This window comes from Aeromonas sp. 25-AL00135 (genome assembly GCF_054052385.1).
This window is the reverse complement of sequence record NZ_JBSTYQ010000005.1, coordinates 250,812-270,037: the sequence shown is the minus strand read 5'-3', so window position 1 is coordinate 270,037 and position 19,226 is coordinate 250,812. Positions and strand designations below refer to the sequence as shown.

Here is a 19,226-nt window from a genome sequence, read left to right as displayed (position 1 = left end):
CGCTCGCTATCAGGGGTGCTGGATGATCAGGCTATGTTGATCTTCCAGCATGCTCTGCAGGATATCGTGGGACGAGGTGCTGGTGAGATTCCAGCTGGTCAGGTCCACATCCTTCAGGGTGATCTGTTGGGTTATCTGGCCATCACCCGCGGGGGAAATCGAAAGATTCACATCGCTCAGGCCATTGCTCCCTGTGGTCACCGAGGCGGAGAGATGCTTGAGCAGATCATCGACACCATTGCCAGTGACCCCTTGCAGCATGTCAGCCAAATCGATCTTGTCCCCTTGCTCCGGATGGAAGTCGGTGATGGTATCGATGGCGGGCAGCCCCTGACTACCCTCATCCCCTTGCTGCCAAACGAAGAGATCGCTGCCAGCCCCGCCGGTGAGAATGTCGTTGCCATGGCCCCCCAATAGACGGTCATCGCCGGAGGAACCAAACAGCCAATCCCCCTGATCGGAACCGACCAGCTCATGACCACTCTGGCCGTGCACCGTAATGGTCTCAAGGGGCGTGCTGACGGTTGAACCGCCGACATTCGACTCGGCACTGATCCCCAGCACATGGTCACCGTCACCAAAACCGCTGAAGTAGAGCGGAACCGAGTGATCGGCCGGGATCAGCCAGTCGCCATTGCCATCGGCATGACCGACGCTCTGACCATGCTCGTCCTGCACCTGCGCCCCATTCAGGCCGCTGATGCGGATGGAGAGCTCGCCGGTGGCCGGATTGACCACGCTGGCGTTGATGCCAAGGGGGATAACGGCCCCCTGCAAGGCATGGAACGCATGCTGATCTACCGTCAGACCCGGCATATCCGGCTCGGGAGTGACCGTGATGGTCACCTGATCGGTGTCGCTCAGAGAACCGCCCGCACCACTGTTGCCCTGATCGGAGGTAGTAACGGTAAGGGTATCTTCTCCCCAGAAATCTTTGGCCGGTTCATAGTGCAGGTTGCTTGCCAGCAACTGGTTGAGATCAGCCAGCGACCCCACCAGAGTGATCTCGCTGGTACCCGCCCCCTGCACCATCACGGCACCGGTTGCACCCAGCAAGGTCAGTACACCATGTTCGACCCGCAGCACCATGGAGACAGGCGCACTGCCTGCATCCACATCCTTCACGCTGACGCCGGAGAGCGACAGGGAGCCATCTTCCTTCACCGTCATGCTGCCAGGCAGCTGATTGACCGGGGCATCATTGACCGGCTGCACTTCGATGGCTACCACGTCGGTATCGCTGAGCGCGCCGCCGCTACCACTATTGCCAAGATCATTGGTCACCATGGTGAGCTGATCCTGGCCATTGAAGTCCTGCTCACCCTGATAGCTCACCCCACCAGAGAGCAAGGCATTGAGATCGGCCAGCGTGCCGGTCAGCACCAGCGAACCGGTGCCGTTGCCGACCACCGTCACGCCACTGCCAGCAGGTAGCGTCAGGGTGCCATGTTCCACCGACAGGGTGATCTTGATGGGGCTGTTGCCCGCATCCACATCTTTCACCTGCAAACCGTGGATGACGAAGGGCTGATCTTCCTGCGCGACCTGAGGGGTCGTTGGCAATACGTTGATTGGCGCATCGTTGACCGGGCTTACATCCACATGGATGGTGCCATTAACCTCGGGGCCAAGGGCGCCGTTGTCGAGGCTCTGGGCGGTGATCTTGAGATCCAGTGCACCGTTAGCATCATTGGTCACCAGCTCGACCGCACCCAGCTTGCCGCCCTCGGTAGTGACCTGCCAGCGACCGCCACCCAGATCAACAACCGTCCCCGCCACGCCATTTGGCAAGCGGATCTCGGCACCATCAGGCACCCCTTCGATAGTGACCCGCACCTGCTCGGGCTTGTTCTCATGCACATTACCCGCACTGCCGCCGGTTGGCTGGTTATCCCGGGTCTCCAGCCCCAGATCCAGCGTGATCACATCCCCTTCGGTACCGCTCGCCTGATCCTGAATGTCGGCGATAAGGGCATCCCCCACCGGATTGACGGTGACGGTAAAGCTGCCACTGGTTTCGAGCGGAATGGTGAGCCCCTTGTCGAGGGTAAAGGCGCTCAGCGACAGCTCCACGGTGCCGCTGAAATCAGCTGGCGGGATCAGGGTCAGCTTGGAGAAATCGGTCCCCACCGGGATCTGCCAGACGCCGCCGCCATTGTTGACCGCCGGAGCCGACAGGGTGAAGCCATCCGGTACCCCCTTGATCTGCAGAGCGACTATCTGCTCCGAGCCATCGTTATCGATGAGGGTTGCGCCAAATCCGGCAAGGTTGACCGTGCCATCCTCGCTCCCCGTGACGCTATGCACCGAAAGCTGGGCCGGATCGTTGACCGGTCTCACCTCAAAGCCGACCTGGCCGCTCCAGCTGCCGCTGTCAGTCACCTGTTGGCCGCCGACCAGCGCGGTATCGACGATATCGACCTTGATGTCGAGCGGTACCTGACCGCTGAAATGCTCTTTGGGCACAAACACCAAATCCTTGAGCGCCGCCACGTCGTTGACCACCAGGGTGTTGACCGGCTTGCCGCTGCCATCGAGGAAGTAACCATATCTCGCATCCACCGTGATGGTGACCCGCTCCACGGTTTCGAGACCGCCGCCCGCGATGGAGGGGCTGATATCGGCCAGTTTCACCGAGAGATCGAGGTGGATCTCGCTATCTTCCAGATTGTCCGGCTGTCCGTCGCCGTTGACATCCTTCACATCCAGCTGCAGGCTCGGCATACCATCACGACCACCGTTGACGTCCACCTCGGGGGTGATGGAGAGCGACACGTCCTTCTCCACCACCTTGGTGTCGCCACTCACCGTATCCGTGTTGACCAGCCGCACATTGAAATGCAGGCCATCACCGGCGTAGTCCTCTGGCAGGGTCAGGGTCAACTTGTCGAGATCACCGAGGCCGCCAGGCAGCTTGATCAGATACTCGCCATTGACAAAGTCATAGGTCAGCCCCTGTACATTCACCCCTGCTGGCAGGCCAGTAATCACGATGCTGAGCTCGTCGTCAGCAATGTCTGCAGTCCCTAGGGTTACCATGCTCTTGAGCTGGGTGCCGAAGTTGACGCGATAATCTTCCACCCCGGTGATGGGGCTGGCGTTGTCGAAATAGACGTCGGCCGCAATTTGCCCAGAGTTGGTCGAGCCACTGAACTCGGCCTGGACGGTCAGCTCCCGATACACTGGCGCGCTGACATCCCCCTCGCTGTTGTCACCCAGATCGATCACTTTGGCACTGACCTTGAATGTGACGATACCACCAGGATAACCATCGGGAGCGTGTAAAGAATAATTGCCTAGCGCACTACTCGGCACAGTCCAGTTGCCCATGCCATCGTTGATCCCACCCACCACAACGAAGCCGGGTGGCAGATCGCTGATGACCAGATAGTCGATGACTTCATCGCTGGTCGGATCCCTGTCATCGAACACGAAGACACCATTCAAGGGAATATCCTGCCCATGGTGGCTCTCAAGGGGGCCGCCGGTCTGCACCAGCTTGCCATCGGACTCCACCACGGCCTGGATATCGACATGCAGATTGCCATCGATCACCTTCTCGGCCACGGCGCCCGAATCCACATCGTGCTGGGTCACGGTGACGTGGCTCTGGATATTGGTATCCCGATCGCTATCCTCCGGCGCCTTCATCAGCAGCTGGCTCCCTTTGAGCAGGCTGTCGAGCTGGGCGGCTGTCAGGGTGACCTTGCCACTGACTACGGTCAACTGGCTCTCGACACCGCCGACTCGCAGCCAGATCTGGTAACCATCCTCCACCCCGGAGAGACTCAGCGCCGTGACCTTCTCGGCACCGTCAGTAAGGGTCGGATGCCAGTCCAGCACGGTGAACTGATCTTCCAGGCCATGGCTGGTTTTGCTGTAGTCGGTGGCGTCAATCTCGGGTTCCACCTTGATATGCAGCGGCACATCGAAGCTCTTGTGGTCGCCATCGTTCTCGGTCACCACCACCTTGGCGATCAGGTTCAAATCCGCCGTGCTGTTGTGAGGCGGCTGGATAAGCAGGTTGCCAAAATCGGAGACATTGACCTGATAGGTCGGTTTACCGCTGGCATCGAGCCCGGCAAAGGTAAGGGTCAGCTCCTTGCCGTTGGCATCAAAGACTCGGGCACCTTCCGGCAGCCCTTGCAGCACCACGTTGAGGCTCTCGGAAGTGTCGTGCGGGGTATCGACCCACTCGCCCGAGGTGAGGGTAAAGTTGAGCGGTGCCCGTCCATCCTCACCCACTGTGGTGGCATAGCCTGTCCCCTCGACCACCCAACCGGTATTGCCAAGCTCGAAGTGAGGCTGATCCACCACCCCCACCAGATCCACATGAATGGTCTGGGAGCCGGTCTCCTTCTCGTTCACCACGGTATGGGTCTGGCCATTGGCATCGGTCAAGGTCGCCGTGTCTTTCACCACCCCCTTGATGGTCAGATCGAAATCGACGTTGCTGTTTTTGGGCGGCAGCAGCTTGAGCTCATTGATGCGCTCAAAGGGCACCTCGTAATACCCGGCAGCATTCTGGCTGACGGCAACGCCCCCCAGCAGCAGCGTCGCACCGGCGGGCAGGCCGCTGATGCGGACAAACATCTGCTCGGAGCCATCAAGTTTGTCACCCAGATGAGCAAGGGCGATCTTGCTGCCCAGATCGAGCAGGGTGTCTTCCTTGCCCTGAATGTCACGCACGGTGAGCTTGGCGTCATCGGCCACCGGATTGACGTTGATCACCAGATCAATTTTGTCTCCCTGCGCCGTACCCTGGCCCGTAGCGATCGGGTTCTTCTCGGTGCTGATCGGCGTCACCGACAGCTTGATGTCACCGCTGAAATCCTTGCCCGGAACCACAGTCACCTTGTTGATGTTGCCGGCCGAAACGGTGTAGATGCCACTGCTATTTGGCTTGAGCTCGGCACCGTTGAGCATCAGGGTTCCCTTGCCCGCTTCCAGCTTGATCTGATAGGTCAACGTCTCGGATCTGTCGGTATCAGTCAGGCTCGCCTTGACGTCCAGCTTGATACCCGTGCTGTCTTCATTGGTGTCATAGTGGCGAGTGGTGTTGGCTGTGTCCCACATCGGCTTGTCGGCCACGCCGCGCACTGTCACAGCCAGATCCCCCGTTACGGCCGCAGGTGCCGCCCCTTCGGTGACACCGACCTGCAGTTGCACCTGGAAGTGCAGTGGTTGACCGCCATTGCTCCAGCTCGACCAGTTGCTTGAAGGCACAAAGGTCACCCCCTGAGTGCTGTAGTGAACATTATCACTGGTCACCATGGCCGCAGGCGGCACGATAAACCACTTGCCATCAGCCGTAGTGGTAAGCGCTACGCCGTTGTAATAGAAGGTGCCATGGGCATTGGCAGGCGCCTGAATCAGGAGCTGATCCACATGCTCACCGCGATCGAAATCGCCAATATCGAGCTGCATGTTGATAGGGATACCCAGCCTCGGGTCTTGCGACCCCTGATCTTCGTTACCAATGGCTGCGCTAACGGTAAAGCGCACCGCTTCATCCTGCAGATTGAGGGTCAGTGTGCTGTCTGCACGATCGCCATCGCCATCGACCAGATGGGCTGTCACCACCTGACTGAGCTGACTTGCATCGTGATTGAAACCGGCCGCAGGCTTGAAGGAGTAGGAGCCATCGGCAGAGATGGTCAGGGTTCCCATCACCTGCTTGCCATCGGGGCTCATCACATCTTGTATCAAAGAGCCATTGATGGCGTACGTCTGGCCATTGATGGTAATCGACTCGACGCGGGCACCATCCGCACCTTCATTGGCAGTAGGCAGCAGATCGCCGGTCACGGCACGGCTCCCCTCGCTCAGGGTATGAGCCAGCACGGAGCCGATGGGCATATCGTCCTGCACCGTTACGGTCACACTGACGTTCGGACTGCGATCACCATCATGATCGGTGACAAACAGCGGCACTTCGATGGTCAACTCATCCTTGCCCTGTGCACCGTGATCAAGCTGGCCTACCAGATGAACGCTGTAACTACCGTTAACATCGAGGTGGACCCAGAAAACGGGTTTGCCCCCCTCGGCCGTAGCCAGATACCAGCCTGTGCTGTGTGGAGCCAGCGTAACCGCTTTGCCACCCGACGTGAGGTGATTGACCTGATTGAATGCAGCCACATCCAGCTCAAGGGAGGCAACCCGATCCGAACCGGCTGTGATGGTCACCTTGCCACTATCGGTTTCTCCACTCTCTGCAGGTGTGGTCCCCGGATGCTGACCGTTCACTGCATCGAGATCCGACTCCTCGACCCGAACCGGTTCAATGGCGGATATGATCGGGTTGATGCCATCAGTCACCGTGACAGTGGTGGTGCCCTGATTTTTGCTGCCATCGCTGTCGGTCACCTTGATGGGCAAGGTCAGGTTGAGTTTGTCATCCGCCCCGTGATCCAGGTTGGTATGCACTGTCACCTGATAACCTATCTCTGCGCTAGTGTGAGCGGCAATGCTGGCTGGCACAGTGGGGATGGACACCGTCATCACTACCAGGCCGCCGCTGGTCACTGCCTGGAAGGTGTGACCATCCGTGCCAACCGCTTTCCAGGTCAATGCTTCGCCATTGTGGGTAATGAGTTTGCCGCTGGCATCCATAACCTGACCGGAGAGGGTCAGTCGAACATCAGTCACCGGATCCGAGTCAGCCTTGATGGTGATCTTGCCGCTCGTCTGCTGGTCATCCACGGCCGAGTTGGCACCATCGAAACGCCCTTCGCTTAAGGTGACGCCAGTCAGGGTGAGGGTCGGTTTCTCCCCTTCCCCAATCTGGATATTGAGGGTGCCGCTGGTGCTGTCGTTGTTGCCACCCGCCTTGTCGTAATCGTTGACGATCACCTTGATGGGCAGCTCGGTCACGGCGTTGCCGCCCTGATGAAGCCCCTGATAAAGGGTGACCTGATAGTCAAACCCGTTCTTGCCTGCCTGATCGAGGCTGCCAACCAGCTTGACCTCGAACACCTCGACCCGCTGGCCATCCACCATCACATAGCCCTTGATGAGCTGGCTGCCAGGGATCAGCGGGTCACCATCCACCAGCTCGTACTGCACCGGTTTACCCAATGCGGTCAGCGCAGGCTGTTCGCTGGCATCGGCAAAGGCCACCTCGACCACCCGATCCGACCCGGCTTGCACATCGAAGTGACCGGTTTGACTCAGACTGTTGCTGCCAGTGAGGCCCCCCTCATCCAGGGTCACACCAGCGCCCGGGATAAAGCTCGGCGCCTTGCCGTCCGCAATGGTGAGCGGCAGCGTGGTACCGATGCGATCGCCATCCTTGTCAGCCAGGGTGACGGCAAGCGGCAGGTTGAGGGATTCACTCCCCTTGTGATCCAGCTCGCCGCTCAGGGTGACCTTGGCGGTGACGCTCCAGTTACCGTTGTTATCGACCAGGCTCAGCTCGGCGCGCAGCACCACCTGGCCACCGGCGGTTCCGACCAGCTGGCCGGTTGCGGGATCGACGGTGAAAGTGACCGGGTTGCCGTGACTGGTGAGTCCGGTCAGGGTGCTCTGGATAGCGGCGATATCAAAACCAAGAGAGTTGGGGTCAAGGGCATCGCTGCCGTGCGCGACCGAGAAACTCATGGTGCTGACGGCAGCCGTCTCCCCTTGCGCCATCTCGGTGATGGTGGTGCCGGTCACGGCGGAGATGGTCGGATTGGCACCATCCCCCACCGCCACGGTAATAGTGGAGGAGACCTTGTCACCATCGCTGTCGAGCAGGGTAAAGCCCGCCTTGAGCAGGTTGTCGGCACTGCCCTGATCCAGCGGTTGATGGAGGGTAAAGCTGTATTTGCCATCGTTACCGAGGGTCAGCTCAAACACCAGCTTGCCATCTGGGGTACGCCCCTCGATACGATGATCGGCCACCGTGATGGTCACGGCCTGCTTGCCCGAAGTGAATCCTTGCAGCCCCAGTTGGTTGGCATCGAAGGTGATGCTGGCCAGCGGATCGCTGCCTGCGGTGATGGTCAGATCACCGTCAAGAGTCTGGCCCTGCTGCCAGTTGCTATCTTCGGTGAGCGTGAGGGAGACAGGATCGACCTGCGGCAAGGCACCATCGGTAATGGTGATATTGAGGGTACCGAGGTTGCTCTTGTCGTCGTCAAAATCGGTGCCCTGTACTTTCAGGCCTAGATTGAGGCTGTTGGTCGCTTCCGGTTCGTCAAACACACCGTTCAGCGAGACGTTGTATTTGCCATCCAGCCCGATGGTAACAGTGAGGAGCGTCTTGCCCAGCCAATCCTTGACGATCAGCTGGTTGTCTTGAACCTCGTAACTCGTCGCCTTGCCCTGGCTGGTGAGCCCCGCCAGCGCCGGTTGGTTAGCCTCAAAGTTGAGGGAGACCAGACGATCACTCCCCACCGTCACCGGCAGTTGACCATCGATGCTCTGGTTGCCCCCTTCTTGCAGGGCGACCTCCTTATCGATGCCCAATGCGGGATCACTGCCATCATTGACGGTCAGGGTCAGGTTGGCGCTGGTGCTGTCCCCATCTATCTCGTTGGCGCTCACCTGCAAATCGAGGGAAAGCATGTCGCTCCCCTGATGATCGAGCGGGCCGGTGAGGGTGACCACCACCCGCCCAGCCAGATCGCTGCCCTGCTGCTGCGCATTCAATTCGGCGCGCAGCACCTCCACCCGTTGGCCACTGCCATCCAGGTAGTAACCCACCAAGGTGCGATCATCGGCAAATTCAAAGGTCAGCGGATGACCATCGCTGGCAAGACCCGAGCCGTTGAGGGTAGTCAGGGTACTGTTCTGATTACTGAACACCAGCGAATCCACCAACAAAGGATCGACACCGTGTTTGACTACAAAACGGCTCTCACCCACTACGGCAGCACCGTTGATAAAGGCATCTTCGGTCAGGGTAATGGGCGGGAGATCAACGTCAAAGTTGGGCGGATTGCTGTCCACCAGATTGATCACCAGCGGCGCCTTCACCAGATCGCCGTCGCTGTCGCGATATTCGAGGTTGAACGGCAGGCGCAACACGTCCTGACCGTGATCCAGGCTTTGACTCCAGACGATGCGGTAACTTCCGTCATTGTTGAGGGTCAGGGTGAAGACAGTCGCCCCACCAGCACTGGCGGTCAGGGTCTGACCGTTGATGGTGTAGCCAAGGGGCGCGCCATGGCTGATGAGCCCCAGCCCTTCCAAGGCACTCTGATCAGCGGCGAACTGGACTTGCAGATTGCCATCCTGGCCAGCACCGGTATTTAGACTGCCGGTCGTGGTGATCGGGCCACCTGCCAATCCGGCTTCGGAGAGCGTCAGGGTTTCGCTCTGACCGATCAGCGGCGCCCCATCGCTGGCGCTGTTGCCCGCCAGATCGGTGACACTGGCACGCACTTCAAAGGATTGATTGATACCGGAGAGATCAAGACCTGATACCTGCCAGCGGCCATCGGCCCCCACCTGTGCCGAGGTGGTCAACAACGGCTGGCCATTGCTGTCAACAAGTGTGATGGTGACACTCTGACCCGCTTCCACATTGCTGGTGGAGCCGCTCAGGGTGGCGCTGCTGTTGCCAAACAGGGCAGTGGTATCGAGATCATCGATGTCGATAGATGCCTGAGTATCGACATTGATAACGAGGGTATCGCTGGCGCGGTTGCCGGCAATATCCACGGAATTGACCTGAAACTGGTACTGGCCATCGGCCAGGGTTTGCGGCAGCTGATATTGCCAGTTACCGGCGGCATCCACCGTCAGGACGGTGAGCACGCTGCCGCCAAGGCTCAGGGTTACGATGGCGCCGGGCTCCCCCTTCCCTTGCAGCAGCGGGGTATTGTCGCGGGTCAGATCATCGATCTGGCTGGCGCCGGTGTCGCTCTCATCGGCGAGATCGAGGGTAATGGTGGTGATGGTGTCAAGCAGAGTCTGTCCGGCGTCGCTGGCATTGTTGCCCGCCTGATCCTGGGTATTGGCCACAATCTGCAACGGGCCATCCACCAGCTTGCCGGTCACATCGCCAAAATTGGCTTCCCACACCAGGCCGGGCAGTACCACAGTCGTCACCGTCAGTGAATTGCCCGCCTGATCGATAAGGGTGACGGTGACCGGCTGGCCTACCTCCACATCATCCACCACACCACGAATGATGACGCCAGCCGCTTCATCGGCGTTGATAATGTTGTCGCTGGTTTGGGGCTCAGTGATGGTGATGGCGGCAAAGAAATCGCGCTCTTCGGAAAACAGCAGCTCATCGCCGACAGGTTGCACCGCATGGTCGGTATCAAAACCGGCCTCGGCCAGGGTGGCATCATTGGTACGATCGACCACAACAAAACCACCCGAGCTGGAACCGGCTACACCACCGATATTACCCGCAGCGGCTGCATTACCGGCGGCGGTCTCCTGGAACAATTCGGTCGGGTCAATACCCTGACGGATCGCCTCTTGCAACGAGGCCAGTTCCGGATCGGCCGGTTGCCCATCAGCAGCAGGTGTGGCGGGCTCAGGTTTGGCGGCCATATCTTGCTCACCAGCAGGCTCACTGCCCGGCTCGGTTAGTTGAAAGTGGCCACCTTGGGCAGCTTGCAGGCGATCCCCCGGCTGCAATGCCATCCCCACCTTTGCTCGTATGACAGATCCATCTGCACTGATGACAAACACGGAGCCCTCGAGTTGGGTGATCACCGTGGACTTTTCAATTTGCAACTCTGCCATACAACCTCCAGCAAAACCTTAACCACCAACATCAGTACCTACAGGGTACTTGTCTGTTCAATAATCATACCGCACCAGACTAAGTGGGTCTTTTCGCTATTTTCGACAATGATTGCCATAAAATGGCCATAACTTACAAGATTGTGCATCTAACAGGCCTTTTTAAATGAAATGAGATTTGGATGACCCCAATCGCATCACCTTTATTAACAGGTCTACCAGACTCCATGTGACTATTTCTGTCGTTTGACGATAAATCCACTGCAGCTTCAATAAATGGATCATAATCCGAAGGTCAACAGCTCATGCCATAACACCGCAATATTGCATATTTAGTCAATTATTAGCATGAAACATTGCCAGAATGTGTGAACAATACGGCAGCAATCAGGATCAGCAGCAAAAAGTGCCAGTACGTAGCTGTACCGTTCAAACTCCTGCCATCGAATGCTCGGCAGTTAACAAGAAGTTGAGTTTCCATAAAATTTAATCCAGATCTCATTTCAGCGATCAATCCTGTGCACCAATTGATCTGGCACAACTCTCCCTCCGATAAATCATCATTAAATTTACCTATTTGTTAGGGTAACCCTCGAGCAATCATATATTGCGCGGTTTTATTCACCCGCAAGCGAATGTCTGCCCACCCCGCCGGACGGGGGGAAGATCCACACCAAGATGGAACGGGTCAGACGAGACCAAAACATTTATCTGGGAGTGATAAACGTGGGTTCACAACACAGGCATATCAAACTGGGCCTCGCCGCCCTGCTGCTGACCAGCTGGCTTGGTGCAAGCGGCTGGGCACTGGCTGATGACGCAACCACCAATGGCAAGATAGAGGCGCGCAGCGAGCTGTTCGCCAAGGATCACGCCGATCAGTTCACCAGCTGGCAAGCCACCAGCGAAAGCAAGGAACGCACCGATGCGCTGGCGGAAGATCCCAACATGGTGGTGCTGTGGGGCGGTTACCCCTTCGCCAAGGATTACAACAAGCCGCGGGGTCACTTTTATGCGCTGACCGATGTGCGGGAAACCCTGCGTACCGGCGCCCCCAAGACCGCCGAAGATGGCCCCCTGCCCATGGCCTGCTGGAGCTGCAAAGGCCCGGATGTGGCCCGCGTTATCAACGAGAAGGGTGAGGATGGCTACTTCAAGGGGATGTGGGCCAAAGGCGGGCCGGAAGTAGTCAACACCATCGGCTGCGCCGACTGCCACGACACCGCCTCGAAGGAGTTCAAGGAGGGCAAACCTGCCCTGCACCTCTCCCGTCCCTATGCCGATCGGGCCATGACCGCCATCGGCAAGCCGTTCAAGGATCAGGGGCGCTTTGATCAGCAGTCCCAGGTGTGCGGCCAGTGCCACGTGGAGTACTACTTCAGCGGCCCCACCAAGGCGGTCAAATTCCCCTGGGACAAGGGCACCACTGTGGAGCAGATGGAGGCCTATTACGATGAAATCGGCTTTGCCGACTGGACCCATGCCCTCTCCAAAACCCCCATGCTGAAAGCCCAGCATCCCGAGTACGAAACCTGGCGCGCAGGCATCCACGGCCAGAACAACGTCGCCTGTGTCGACTGCCACATGCCCAAGGTGCAGAACGAACAGGGCAAGGTCTATACGGATCACAAGGTGGGCAACCCCTTCGATCGTTTCGAACAAACCTGCCGCAACTGTCACACCCAGAGCAAGGAGATGCTGCAAGGGATCGTCAAGCAGCGCAAAGAGGCGGTAATCGAGACCAAGCTGAAGGTCGAGAAGCAGCTGGTACACGCCCACTTTGAAGCCAAGGCGGCCTGGGATGCCGGCGCCACCGAGGCAGAGATGAAGGATATTCTGCAGGACATCCGTCACGCCCAGTGGCGCTGGGACTACGCCATCGCCTCCCACGGGGTGCAGATGCACGCTCCCGAAGTGGCCCTCAAGGTACTTGGCAGCGCGCTGGATAAAGCCGCTGACGCCCGCACCAAGCTGGCGCGCCTGTTGGCCAGCAAGGGGATCAGCCACGAAATCGCCATCCCCGACATCTCCACCAAGGAGAAAGCGCAAGCGGCCCTTGGCATGGATATGAAGCAGTTCAACAGCGACAAGGCCCAGTTCCTCAAGACCACGGTCCCCGCTTGGGATGCCGAGGCTAAAGCGGCCGGACGGCTGGCACAGTAACGTCGCCTGCGGGCACGGCCAAACCTGGCCCGCAATGGATGGAGGCTTCCTATGGGTGATTTAACGATGGATTTTTTACGACTGATGCTGATGGCAGCCATGTTGCTCACCAGCCTGCAGGGTCAGGCGGCCGAGCCGGCAGCTACCCCTGTTCCAGCTACACATGAGGTGGAATTTTTACGCAATCCCGACAAGGCCTGTACCGACTGTCACAAGGAGCAGAGCGAGGGGATGCACGGCAAGCATGGTCAGGCGACCAATCCCAACAACCTGGCACCTGTCACCTGCACCAACTGCCACGGCCAGCCCTCCCCCCAGCACCGGGAAGGGGTCAAGGATGTGATGCGCTTCAGCCACAGCCTGAAGGATAAAGAGAGCATCAAGCTTTATCCCATCAGCGAGCAGAATGGAGTCTGCATGAGCTGCCACGAGCCCAAACCACTGCGCGAGGCGCTCTGGGCCCACGACGTGCACGCCACCAAGCTCACCTGCACCAGCTGCCACCAGTTGCATCCGGCCAAGGAGCCCATGGTGGGGATCCCGGAAAAATCCCGCATCAAGCTCTGCGTCGACTGCCACAGCAAGCAGCATGAGGCCAGCAAGGCCCGGCAGGAGCAGTCCAAACCGGCTACCGGCAAGGAGGCATCATGAGCTGCTCTCGCCGTGACTTTATGGCGGGCATGGGCGCGGGGGCCCTTATCATGATGACGGGGCCGACTCGCTCCCTTGCCACTCCCCTTGCCCACAGCCAGACCATCGACGGGATACGCTATGGCATGATCCACGATGAGACGGCCTGCATCGGTTGCACCGCCTGCATGGATGCCTGCCGGGAAGTGAACAAAGTACCGGAAGGGGTCTCGCGCCTCGAGATCATCCGTTCAGGCCCCATCGGTGAATTTCCCGATGCCGAGTACCGCTTCTTTCGCAAGTCCTGCCAGCACTGCGACAACGCCCCCTGCGTCCACGTCTGCCCCACCGGCGCCTCCCATATCCGCAAGGAGGATGGCATCGTCGATGTCGACGCGGATCTCTGCGTCGGCTGCATGTATTGCCTCGCCGCCTGCCCCTATCAGGTGCGCTTTATCAACCCTGTGACCCGAGTGGCAGACAAGTGCGACTTTTGCCGCAAGACCAACCTGGCGGCGGGCAAGGAGCCGGCCTGCGTGGAATCCTGCCCCACCAAGGCGCTGGTGTTCGGCAATCTGGATGACCCGGACAGCCCCATTGCCCAACGGCTGGTGAAGGAGACCACCTATCGCTACAAGCAGGCACTCGGCACCTCGCCCAAGATGTACCGCGTGCCCAAAGGGGAGATAACGTCATGACCATGCAAGCGGCATTTCACTTCCCTTCCCTTGTCTGGGGATTTGTCCGAACGCCATCTACCGCAGTCATAGAAGGAGGAATGGATCATGTTGCATGACGCATTTCACTTCCCTTCCCTTGTCTGGGACTGGCCCATCGCTATCTATCTCTTTCTGCTCGGCATCTCCGCCGGGGCCACCACCCTCTCGGTGCTGCTGCGCCGCAAGGGGGCAGGCAGCGAGAGCGGCATCATCAAGGCGACCGCCATTCTGGCGCCAGCGAGCGTGATATTGGGGCTGCTGATCCTTATCTTCCATCTGGCCCGCCCCTGGACCTTCTGGAAGCTGATGTTCCACTACCAGTTCGACTCCGTGATGTCGATGGGGGTCATGCTGTTTCAGCTCTATATGGCGGTGCTGTTCGCCTGGCTGGCGGTGGTGTTTCGGGCCGAGATCGAGACATTGCGCGGCCGGTTGCTGCAAGAGAAGTTCGCTTTTGTGGATGGGCTGATTGGCTGGCTTGCCCGCATCGAGCGGCTGCTGGCGCCGCTCTTGCTGCTGCTTGCCGTGCTGCTGGGGGCCTACACCGGCTTTCTGTTGTCGGCCCTCAAGACCTATCCGCTCTTGAACAACCCGGTGCTGCCGGTGCTGTTTCTGGTCTCGGGCATCAGCTCTGGCATCGCCTCCACCATCTTGCTGGCGGTGACGCTCTTCAAGGAGAACCATCACAGCCAGGGGGTGAGCTTTGTGCATCGCTTCGAGCGACCCGTGCTGGCGGTGGAGGTGTTGCTGCTGGTCTGCTTCTTTACCGGCCTCTACTTCGGTGGCGGCCAGAAAGAGGTGGCGATGTGGGCGGCCATCGGCAGCGGTTTCTGGGCTCAGGTGTTCTGGCTCGGGGTGGTGGGCATCGGCATGCTGCTGCCCCAGCTGCTGGCTCTGCTGACCCCGGCGCCCCTGCGGGAGCAAAACGGCCATCTGGTACTGGTCTGCAGCCTGACCCTGGTGGGGATCCTGCTGCTGCGCTACTTCGTGCTTTATGCTGGCCAGATGACAGTCGTGTAACCGTATACTCACCGGCGCCAGCCGCCCTTCGGGTGACTGGCGCTTATTTGTGGCGATGAGTTGTTGCGATTGGTTGTTGCCAGGAGTGTGGATGTTATCCCCCAGCGCCGGTACGGTGCAGACGCTGCGGCATAACATAGACGAATGATTGACTGGAGGTTATGTGCTGGCGGAGCTCGGCTATCTCTCACTGTTGCTGGCGACCGGGCTCGCCCTGCTGCAAGGGCTGCTGCCCTGGCTGGGATTCCGGCTCGCCTCCCCGACTCTGCTGCGCAGCGCCACGCCGCTGGCGCTGATCAATGCCATCCTGCTGCTGGCCACCCTGCTGCTGCTCGCCAGCTGCTTTGGCCAGGATGATTTCACCGTCAGCTATGTGGCCCAGCACGCCAACAGCGCCCTGCCTCTTGGCTTCAAGCTGGCAGCGGTATGGGGCGGCCATGAAGGCTCCATGCTCTTTTTCGTTTTTGCGCTGGGGCTGTGGGGCGCTCTGGTGGCCCTTTGCTCCAAGCGGGTCGATCCGCTGATCACAGCCCGGGTATTGGCCATCATGGGGCTGATCGTCGGGCTGTTCGGCCTCTATACCCTGATCTTCTCCAGCCCGTTTGACCGCCAGTTCCCGGGGCCGCTGGAGGGGCGCGATCTCAACCCCATGCTGCAGGATATCGGCCTTATCATCCACCCGCCCCTGCTCTATCTCGGTTACGTCGGCTTTTCGGTCAACTTCGCCTTCGCCATGGCGGCGCTGCACTCGGGTCGGCTCGATGGTGCCGTGGCCCACTGGAGCCGCCCCTGGGCGCTCGGCTCCTGGGTGTTTCTCACCGCTGGCATCGTGTTGGGTTCCTGGTGGGCCTACTACGAGCTCGGCTGGGGCGGCTGGTGGTTCTGGGATCCGGTAGAAAACGCCTCCCTCTTGCCCTGGCTGCTGGGCACCGCCCTGCTGCACGCCCTGATTGTCTGCGAGAAGCGCGGCGCCTACGGCCACGCCGTGCTGTTGCTCTCCATCTTCACCTTCGCCTTGAGCCTGCTCGGCACCTTCGTGGTGCGCTCCGGGGTGCTCACCTCGGTGCACGCCTTTGCGGTGGACCCCAGCCGCGGCCTCACCCTCTTGTTGCTGCTCGGTTTGCTATTGACCTGCGCCCTCACCCTGTTTGCCCTGCGGGCGGACATTCGCGCCCCCTATGCCCGCTTTGGCTTACTGTCAAAAGAGGGGCTGCTCGGCGCCGCCATCCTGCTGCTCTGCGTGGCCTGCGCCAGCGTGCTGCTCGGCACCTTCTACCCCATGGTGTTCCAGTCGCTCCATCTGGGCTCGCTGTCGGTGGGCGCCCCCTATTTCAATACCATCTTCGTGCCGCTGGCCCTCTGCCTGATGGGGCTGATGACCCAGCTGCCGCGCCTGCGCTGGCAGCAGCTTGCGGCAGGTTCCCGGCTCAACTCGCTGTTGCCGCCGCTGTTTGGGCTGCTTGGCGGCGGGCTGCTTAGCCTTGCCTATCTGGAACAGGGATCGTTTTCCGGTAGCTGGATTGGCATCCTCGCCAATATGGTGAGCCTCTGGCTGATGGCCAGTCTGTTACTCCCGCTCATGCAACCGACATTGCTGCGCGAGTTCACCCTCAATCGGTTTGGCAGCTTGCTGGCCCACCTCGGGGTGGCGGTGTGCGCCCTTGGCATCGCGCAGGTGAGTGACCACAGTCAGGAGGGGGGCACAGTGCTCGGTGCCAACCAACCCTACCAGCTCGGCGCCTTCGAGTTTCGCTATGAGGGGCGCGAGCCGGTGATCGGCCCCAACTATACCGCCGAGCGGATCACGCTTAGCGTGCACAAGAGCGGTAAAGAGGTGGCGCGGCTGACGCCTGAGCGGCGCCACTACAGCGTGCGCACCATGAACATGAACGAACCGGGCATCGCGTGGGGAATGTTCGGCGATCTCTACGTGGTGCTGGGTGAGAAGATGGGGCCAGATGCCTATGCCATGCGGCTGCACTACAAGCCGCTGGTACGCTGGATCTGGTTCGGCGGCCTGTTGATGATGGCGGGCGGCACCCTGCGCCTGCTCGCCCGTCGCCCCTTGCTTGCCTCCCGCCCCGTTGTGGTTAGCGCCTCCCATCCCCGGCTCGAACAGGAGGCGTTATGAGATCCCGCCTGCGCCTCTTTCTTCCCTTGCTGCTGACCCTAAGCCTCGGCATCCTGCTCTGGCTCGGCCTTGGCAACAATCCCTACAGCCAGGATGAGGCGACGCTCGGCCGTACCCTGCCTGCGTGGCAGAGCGACAATCTGCTGGACGGGAGCCAGATCCAGACCACCAGCCTCAAGGGGGAGCCCTTTGTGCTTAACGTCTGGGCCAGCTGGTGCGCCAACTGCCGCGCCGAGCATCCGCTGCTCAGCGAGCTCGCGGCAACAGTGCCCCTCTACGGTCTCAACTACCGGGACAAGGGGGATGCAGCCCGCGCCTGGCTTATCCAAGCGGGCAACCCCTATCGCGCGATACTGGCCGACCCCGACGGCAAACTGGCGCTGGAGCTCGGCGTCTACGGCACGCCGGAAACCTATCTCTTTGATGCCGATGGAGCCCTGCTCGCCCGCCATACCGGCGAGCTTACCAAAGGGATCTGGCTGCGCCAGTTTGTCCCCCTGCTCGACAAGGCGCGAGCGGACACGCAAATGAAGGCCGCTACAACGGCACCCGCGATTGCGCCATCTATTGCAACATCAGCTCGGGAGACACAGCCATGATGCGCCGTTCTCTTGCCTGCACCCTGCTGGCCCTCGGCATGCTGCTGAGTGCAACTGCATATTCCAGCGGGGTCGATACCTATCAGTTTCGCCACCCCGAGCTGCAAAATCGGGCGCAAGAGCTGGCCCGCGTCCTGCGCTGCCCCCAGTGCCAGAACCAGAATCTGGTGGAGTCCAACTCCCCCATCGCCCGAGATCTGCGGCTAGAGGTCTACCGCTGGGTGGACGAGGGACAGTCTGATGAGCAGGTGATCGCCCGCATGACGGAGCGCTTCGGCGATTTCGTCCGCTACGATCCCCCCTTAAAGGCCAGCACGGCGCTGCTGTGGGGCGGTCCCCTGCTGCTGTTGGGGCTGGCACTGTTGACCCTGTTTCGCCGCCTGACACGCACTAAGGCGCAACCCATCCCTGTCGTTAAGGCAATCGATGAGTCAATCTATCAACCCGCCGCCGATCCGCGCAGCGAATTGAATTTGCTGATCATGCACGGGGAGCAGGCAGGCCTCTCCCCCGACCAACCACTCTACAGGGAGCTGAGCGCCGCCCGCCTGGCCAACGCCATCCCGGCGGCTGAGCTGACCCTGCGTGCGCAACTGGCCAGCCAGCATGACAATCGCGGCCGCAATAACCGGCACGGGCGGGCCTTGTTGCTGCTTGGCATCATGGCCATCGCGGCCGTTGCCGCTGTGTATTTCAGCAGCGGCCGCTATCAGGCATGGCAGGATTATGCATCCCGTCCCGATCCGCTGGCGGGGTTGAGCCCGCGGGATCTGCAGGACAAGGAGCTGGGGAGTCTGCATCAGAAACTTCAGCGCAACCCCGCCGACCTCGACAGCTGGGCGGCGCTGGGCCAGCTCTATCTCTATCGGGGCGAGTACGACAACGCCCTGCTCGCCTACCAGCGTCTTGCTCTGCTGGAGGGAGGCGCCAGTGCAGCGACCCAGGCCGCGCAAGCCACCGTGCTCTACTATCAGGCGGGCCAGCAGCTGACTCCCGAGGCAACACGCCTGCTGGAGAGCGCCCTCAAGCAGGACACGGGGGAAGTGAGTGCCCTGATGCTGCTCGCCTCCGATCACTTCCTGCATGGTCGCTACAGTCAGGCCATTGCGCTGTGGCAGCAACTGCTCGATGGCGAGCGCCCTCGCATCAATCGGGCCGCGCTGATAGAAGCAATTCAGACAGCGCGGATGATGGGGGGCTAGCCCGACAGATCCATTGCTTCTTTTCAGGACGTTAGCGCCTTCTTCCTGCCAAGCCCTGCGGTATGCCAAT

8 protein-coding genes are annotated in these 19,226 nt (G+C 60.2%); 7 read left to right on the top strand and 1 reads right to left on the bottom strand.

The window, feature by feature from the left end; all coding sequences use genetic code 11:
- Positions 1–9: 9 nt before the first annotated feature.
- Positions 10–10,692 carry a retention module-containing protein gene (locus ACW5XC_RS06650; protein WP_042055840.1) on the bottom strand — a complete coding sequence of 3,561 codons (10,683 nt, stop codon included), beginning with the start codon at positions 10,690–10,692 and terminating at the stop codon, positions 10–12.
- A gap of 726 nt (positions 10,693–11,418) precedes the next feature.
- Here ACW5XC_RS06650 and nrfA point away from each other — a divergent pair.
- From nrfA to nrfF, 7 genes are all read left to right on the top strand, one after another.
- A complete protein-coding gene (nrfA, locus tag ACW5XC_RS06645) occupies positions 11,419–12,855 on the top strand; it encodes an ammonia-forming nitrite reductase cytochrome c552 subunit (protein ID WP_407842920.1) in 1,437 nt (478 codons plus the stop codon).
- Positions 12,856–12,906: 51 nt separating this feature from the next.
- Positions 12,907–13,506 carry a cytochrome c nitrite reductase pentaheme subunit gene (gene nrfB, locus ACW5XC_RS06640; RefSeq protein ID WP_042055838.1) on the top strand — a complete coding sequence of 200 codons (600 nt, stop codon included), beginning with the start codon at positions 12,907–12,909 and terminating at the stop codon, positions 13,504–13,506.
- Positions 13,503–14,183: a cytochrome c nitrite reductase Fe-S protein gene (gene nrfC, locus ACW5XC_RS06635; RefSeq protein ID WP_042055836.1), complete on the top strand. Its 681-nt coding sequence runs from the start codon at positions 13,503–13,505 to the stop codon at positions 14,181–14,183. The genes nrfB and nrfC overlap by 4 nt, the downstream gene beginning before the upstream one ends.
- An 87-nt stretch (positions 14,184–14,270) precedes the next feature.
- Positions 14,271–15,224, top strand: a complete 954-nt coding sequence (gene nrfD / locus ACW5XC_RS06630; RefSeq protein WP_042055833.1) for a cytochrome c nitrite reductase subunit NrfD — start codon at positions 14,271–14,273, stop codon at positions 15,222–15,224.
- Positions 15,225–15,387: 163 nt separating this feature from the next.
- Entirely contained in the window at positions 15,388–17,355 is a 1,968-nt protein-coding gene (nrfE, locus tag ACW5XC_RS06625; protein WP_042055830.1) for a heme lyase NrfEFG subunit NrfE, read from the top strand.
- Entirely contained in the window at positions 17,352–17,954 is a 603-nt protein-coding gene (locus ACW5XC_RS06620; RefSeq protein WP_042055828.1) for a DsbE family thiol:disulfide interchange protein, read from the top strand. Before nrfE ends, ACW5XC_RS06620 begins: the two co-directional genes overlap by 4 nt.
- Positions 17,951–19,156: a heme lyase NrfEFG subunit NrfF gene (gene nrfF / locus ACW5XC_RS06615; protein ID WP_042055826.1), complete on the top strand. Its 1,206-nt coding sequence runs from the start codon at positions 17,951–17,953 to the stop codon at positions 19,154–19,156. The genes ACW5XC_RS06620 and nrfF overlap by 4 nt, the downstream gene beginning before the upstream one ends.
- Positions 19,157–19,226: the final 70 nt, after the last annotated feature.

Excerpts from the sequence above, each read along its gene's own strand:
- ACW5XC_RS06650 (WP_042055840.1), bottom strand. The coding sequence starts at position 10,692 with ATGGCAGAGTTGCAAATTGAAAAGTCCACGGTGATCACCCAACTCGAG.
- nrfB (WP_042055838.1), top strand. The coding sequence starts at position 12,907 with ATGGGTGATTTAACGATGGATTTTTTACGACTGATGCTGATGGCAGCC.
- nrfC (WP_042055836.1), top strand. The coding sequence starts at position 13,503 with ATGAGCTGCTCTCGCCGTGACTTTATGGCGGGCATGGGCGCGGGGGCC.
- nrfD (WP_042055833.1), top strand. The coding sequence starts at position 14,271 with ATGTTGCATGACGCATTTCACTTCCCTTCCCTTGTCTGGGACTGGCCC.
- ACW5XC_RS06620 (WP_042055828.1), top strand. The coding sequence starts at position 17,352 with ATGAGATCCCGCCTGCGCCTCTTTCTTCCCTTGCTGCTGACCCTAAGC.
- nrfF (WP_042055826.1), top strand. The coding sequence starts at position 17,951 with ATGATGCGCCGTTCTCTTGCCTGCACCCTGCTGGCCCTCGGCATGCTG.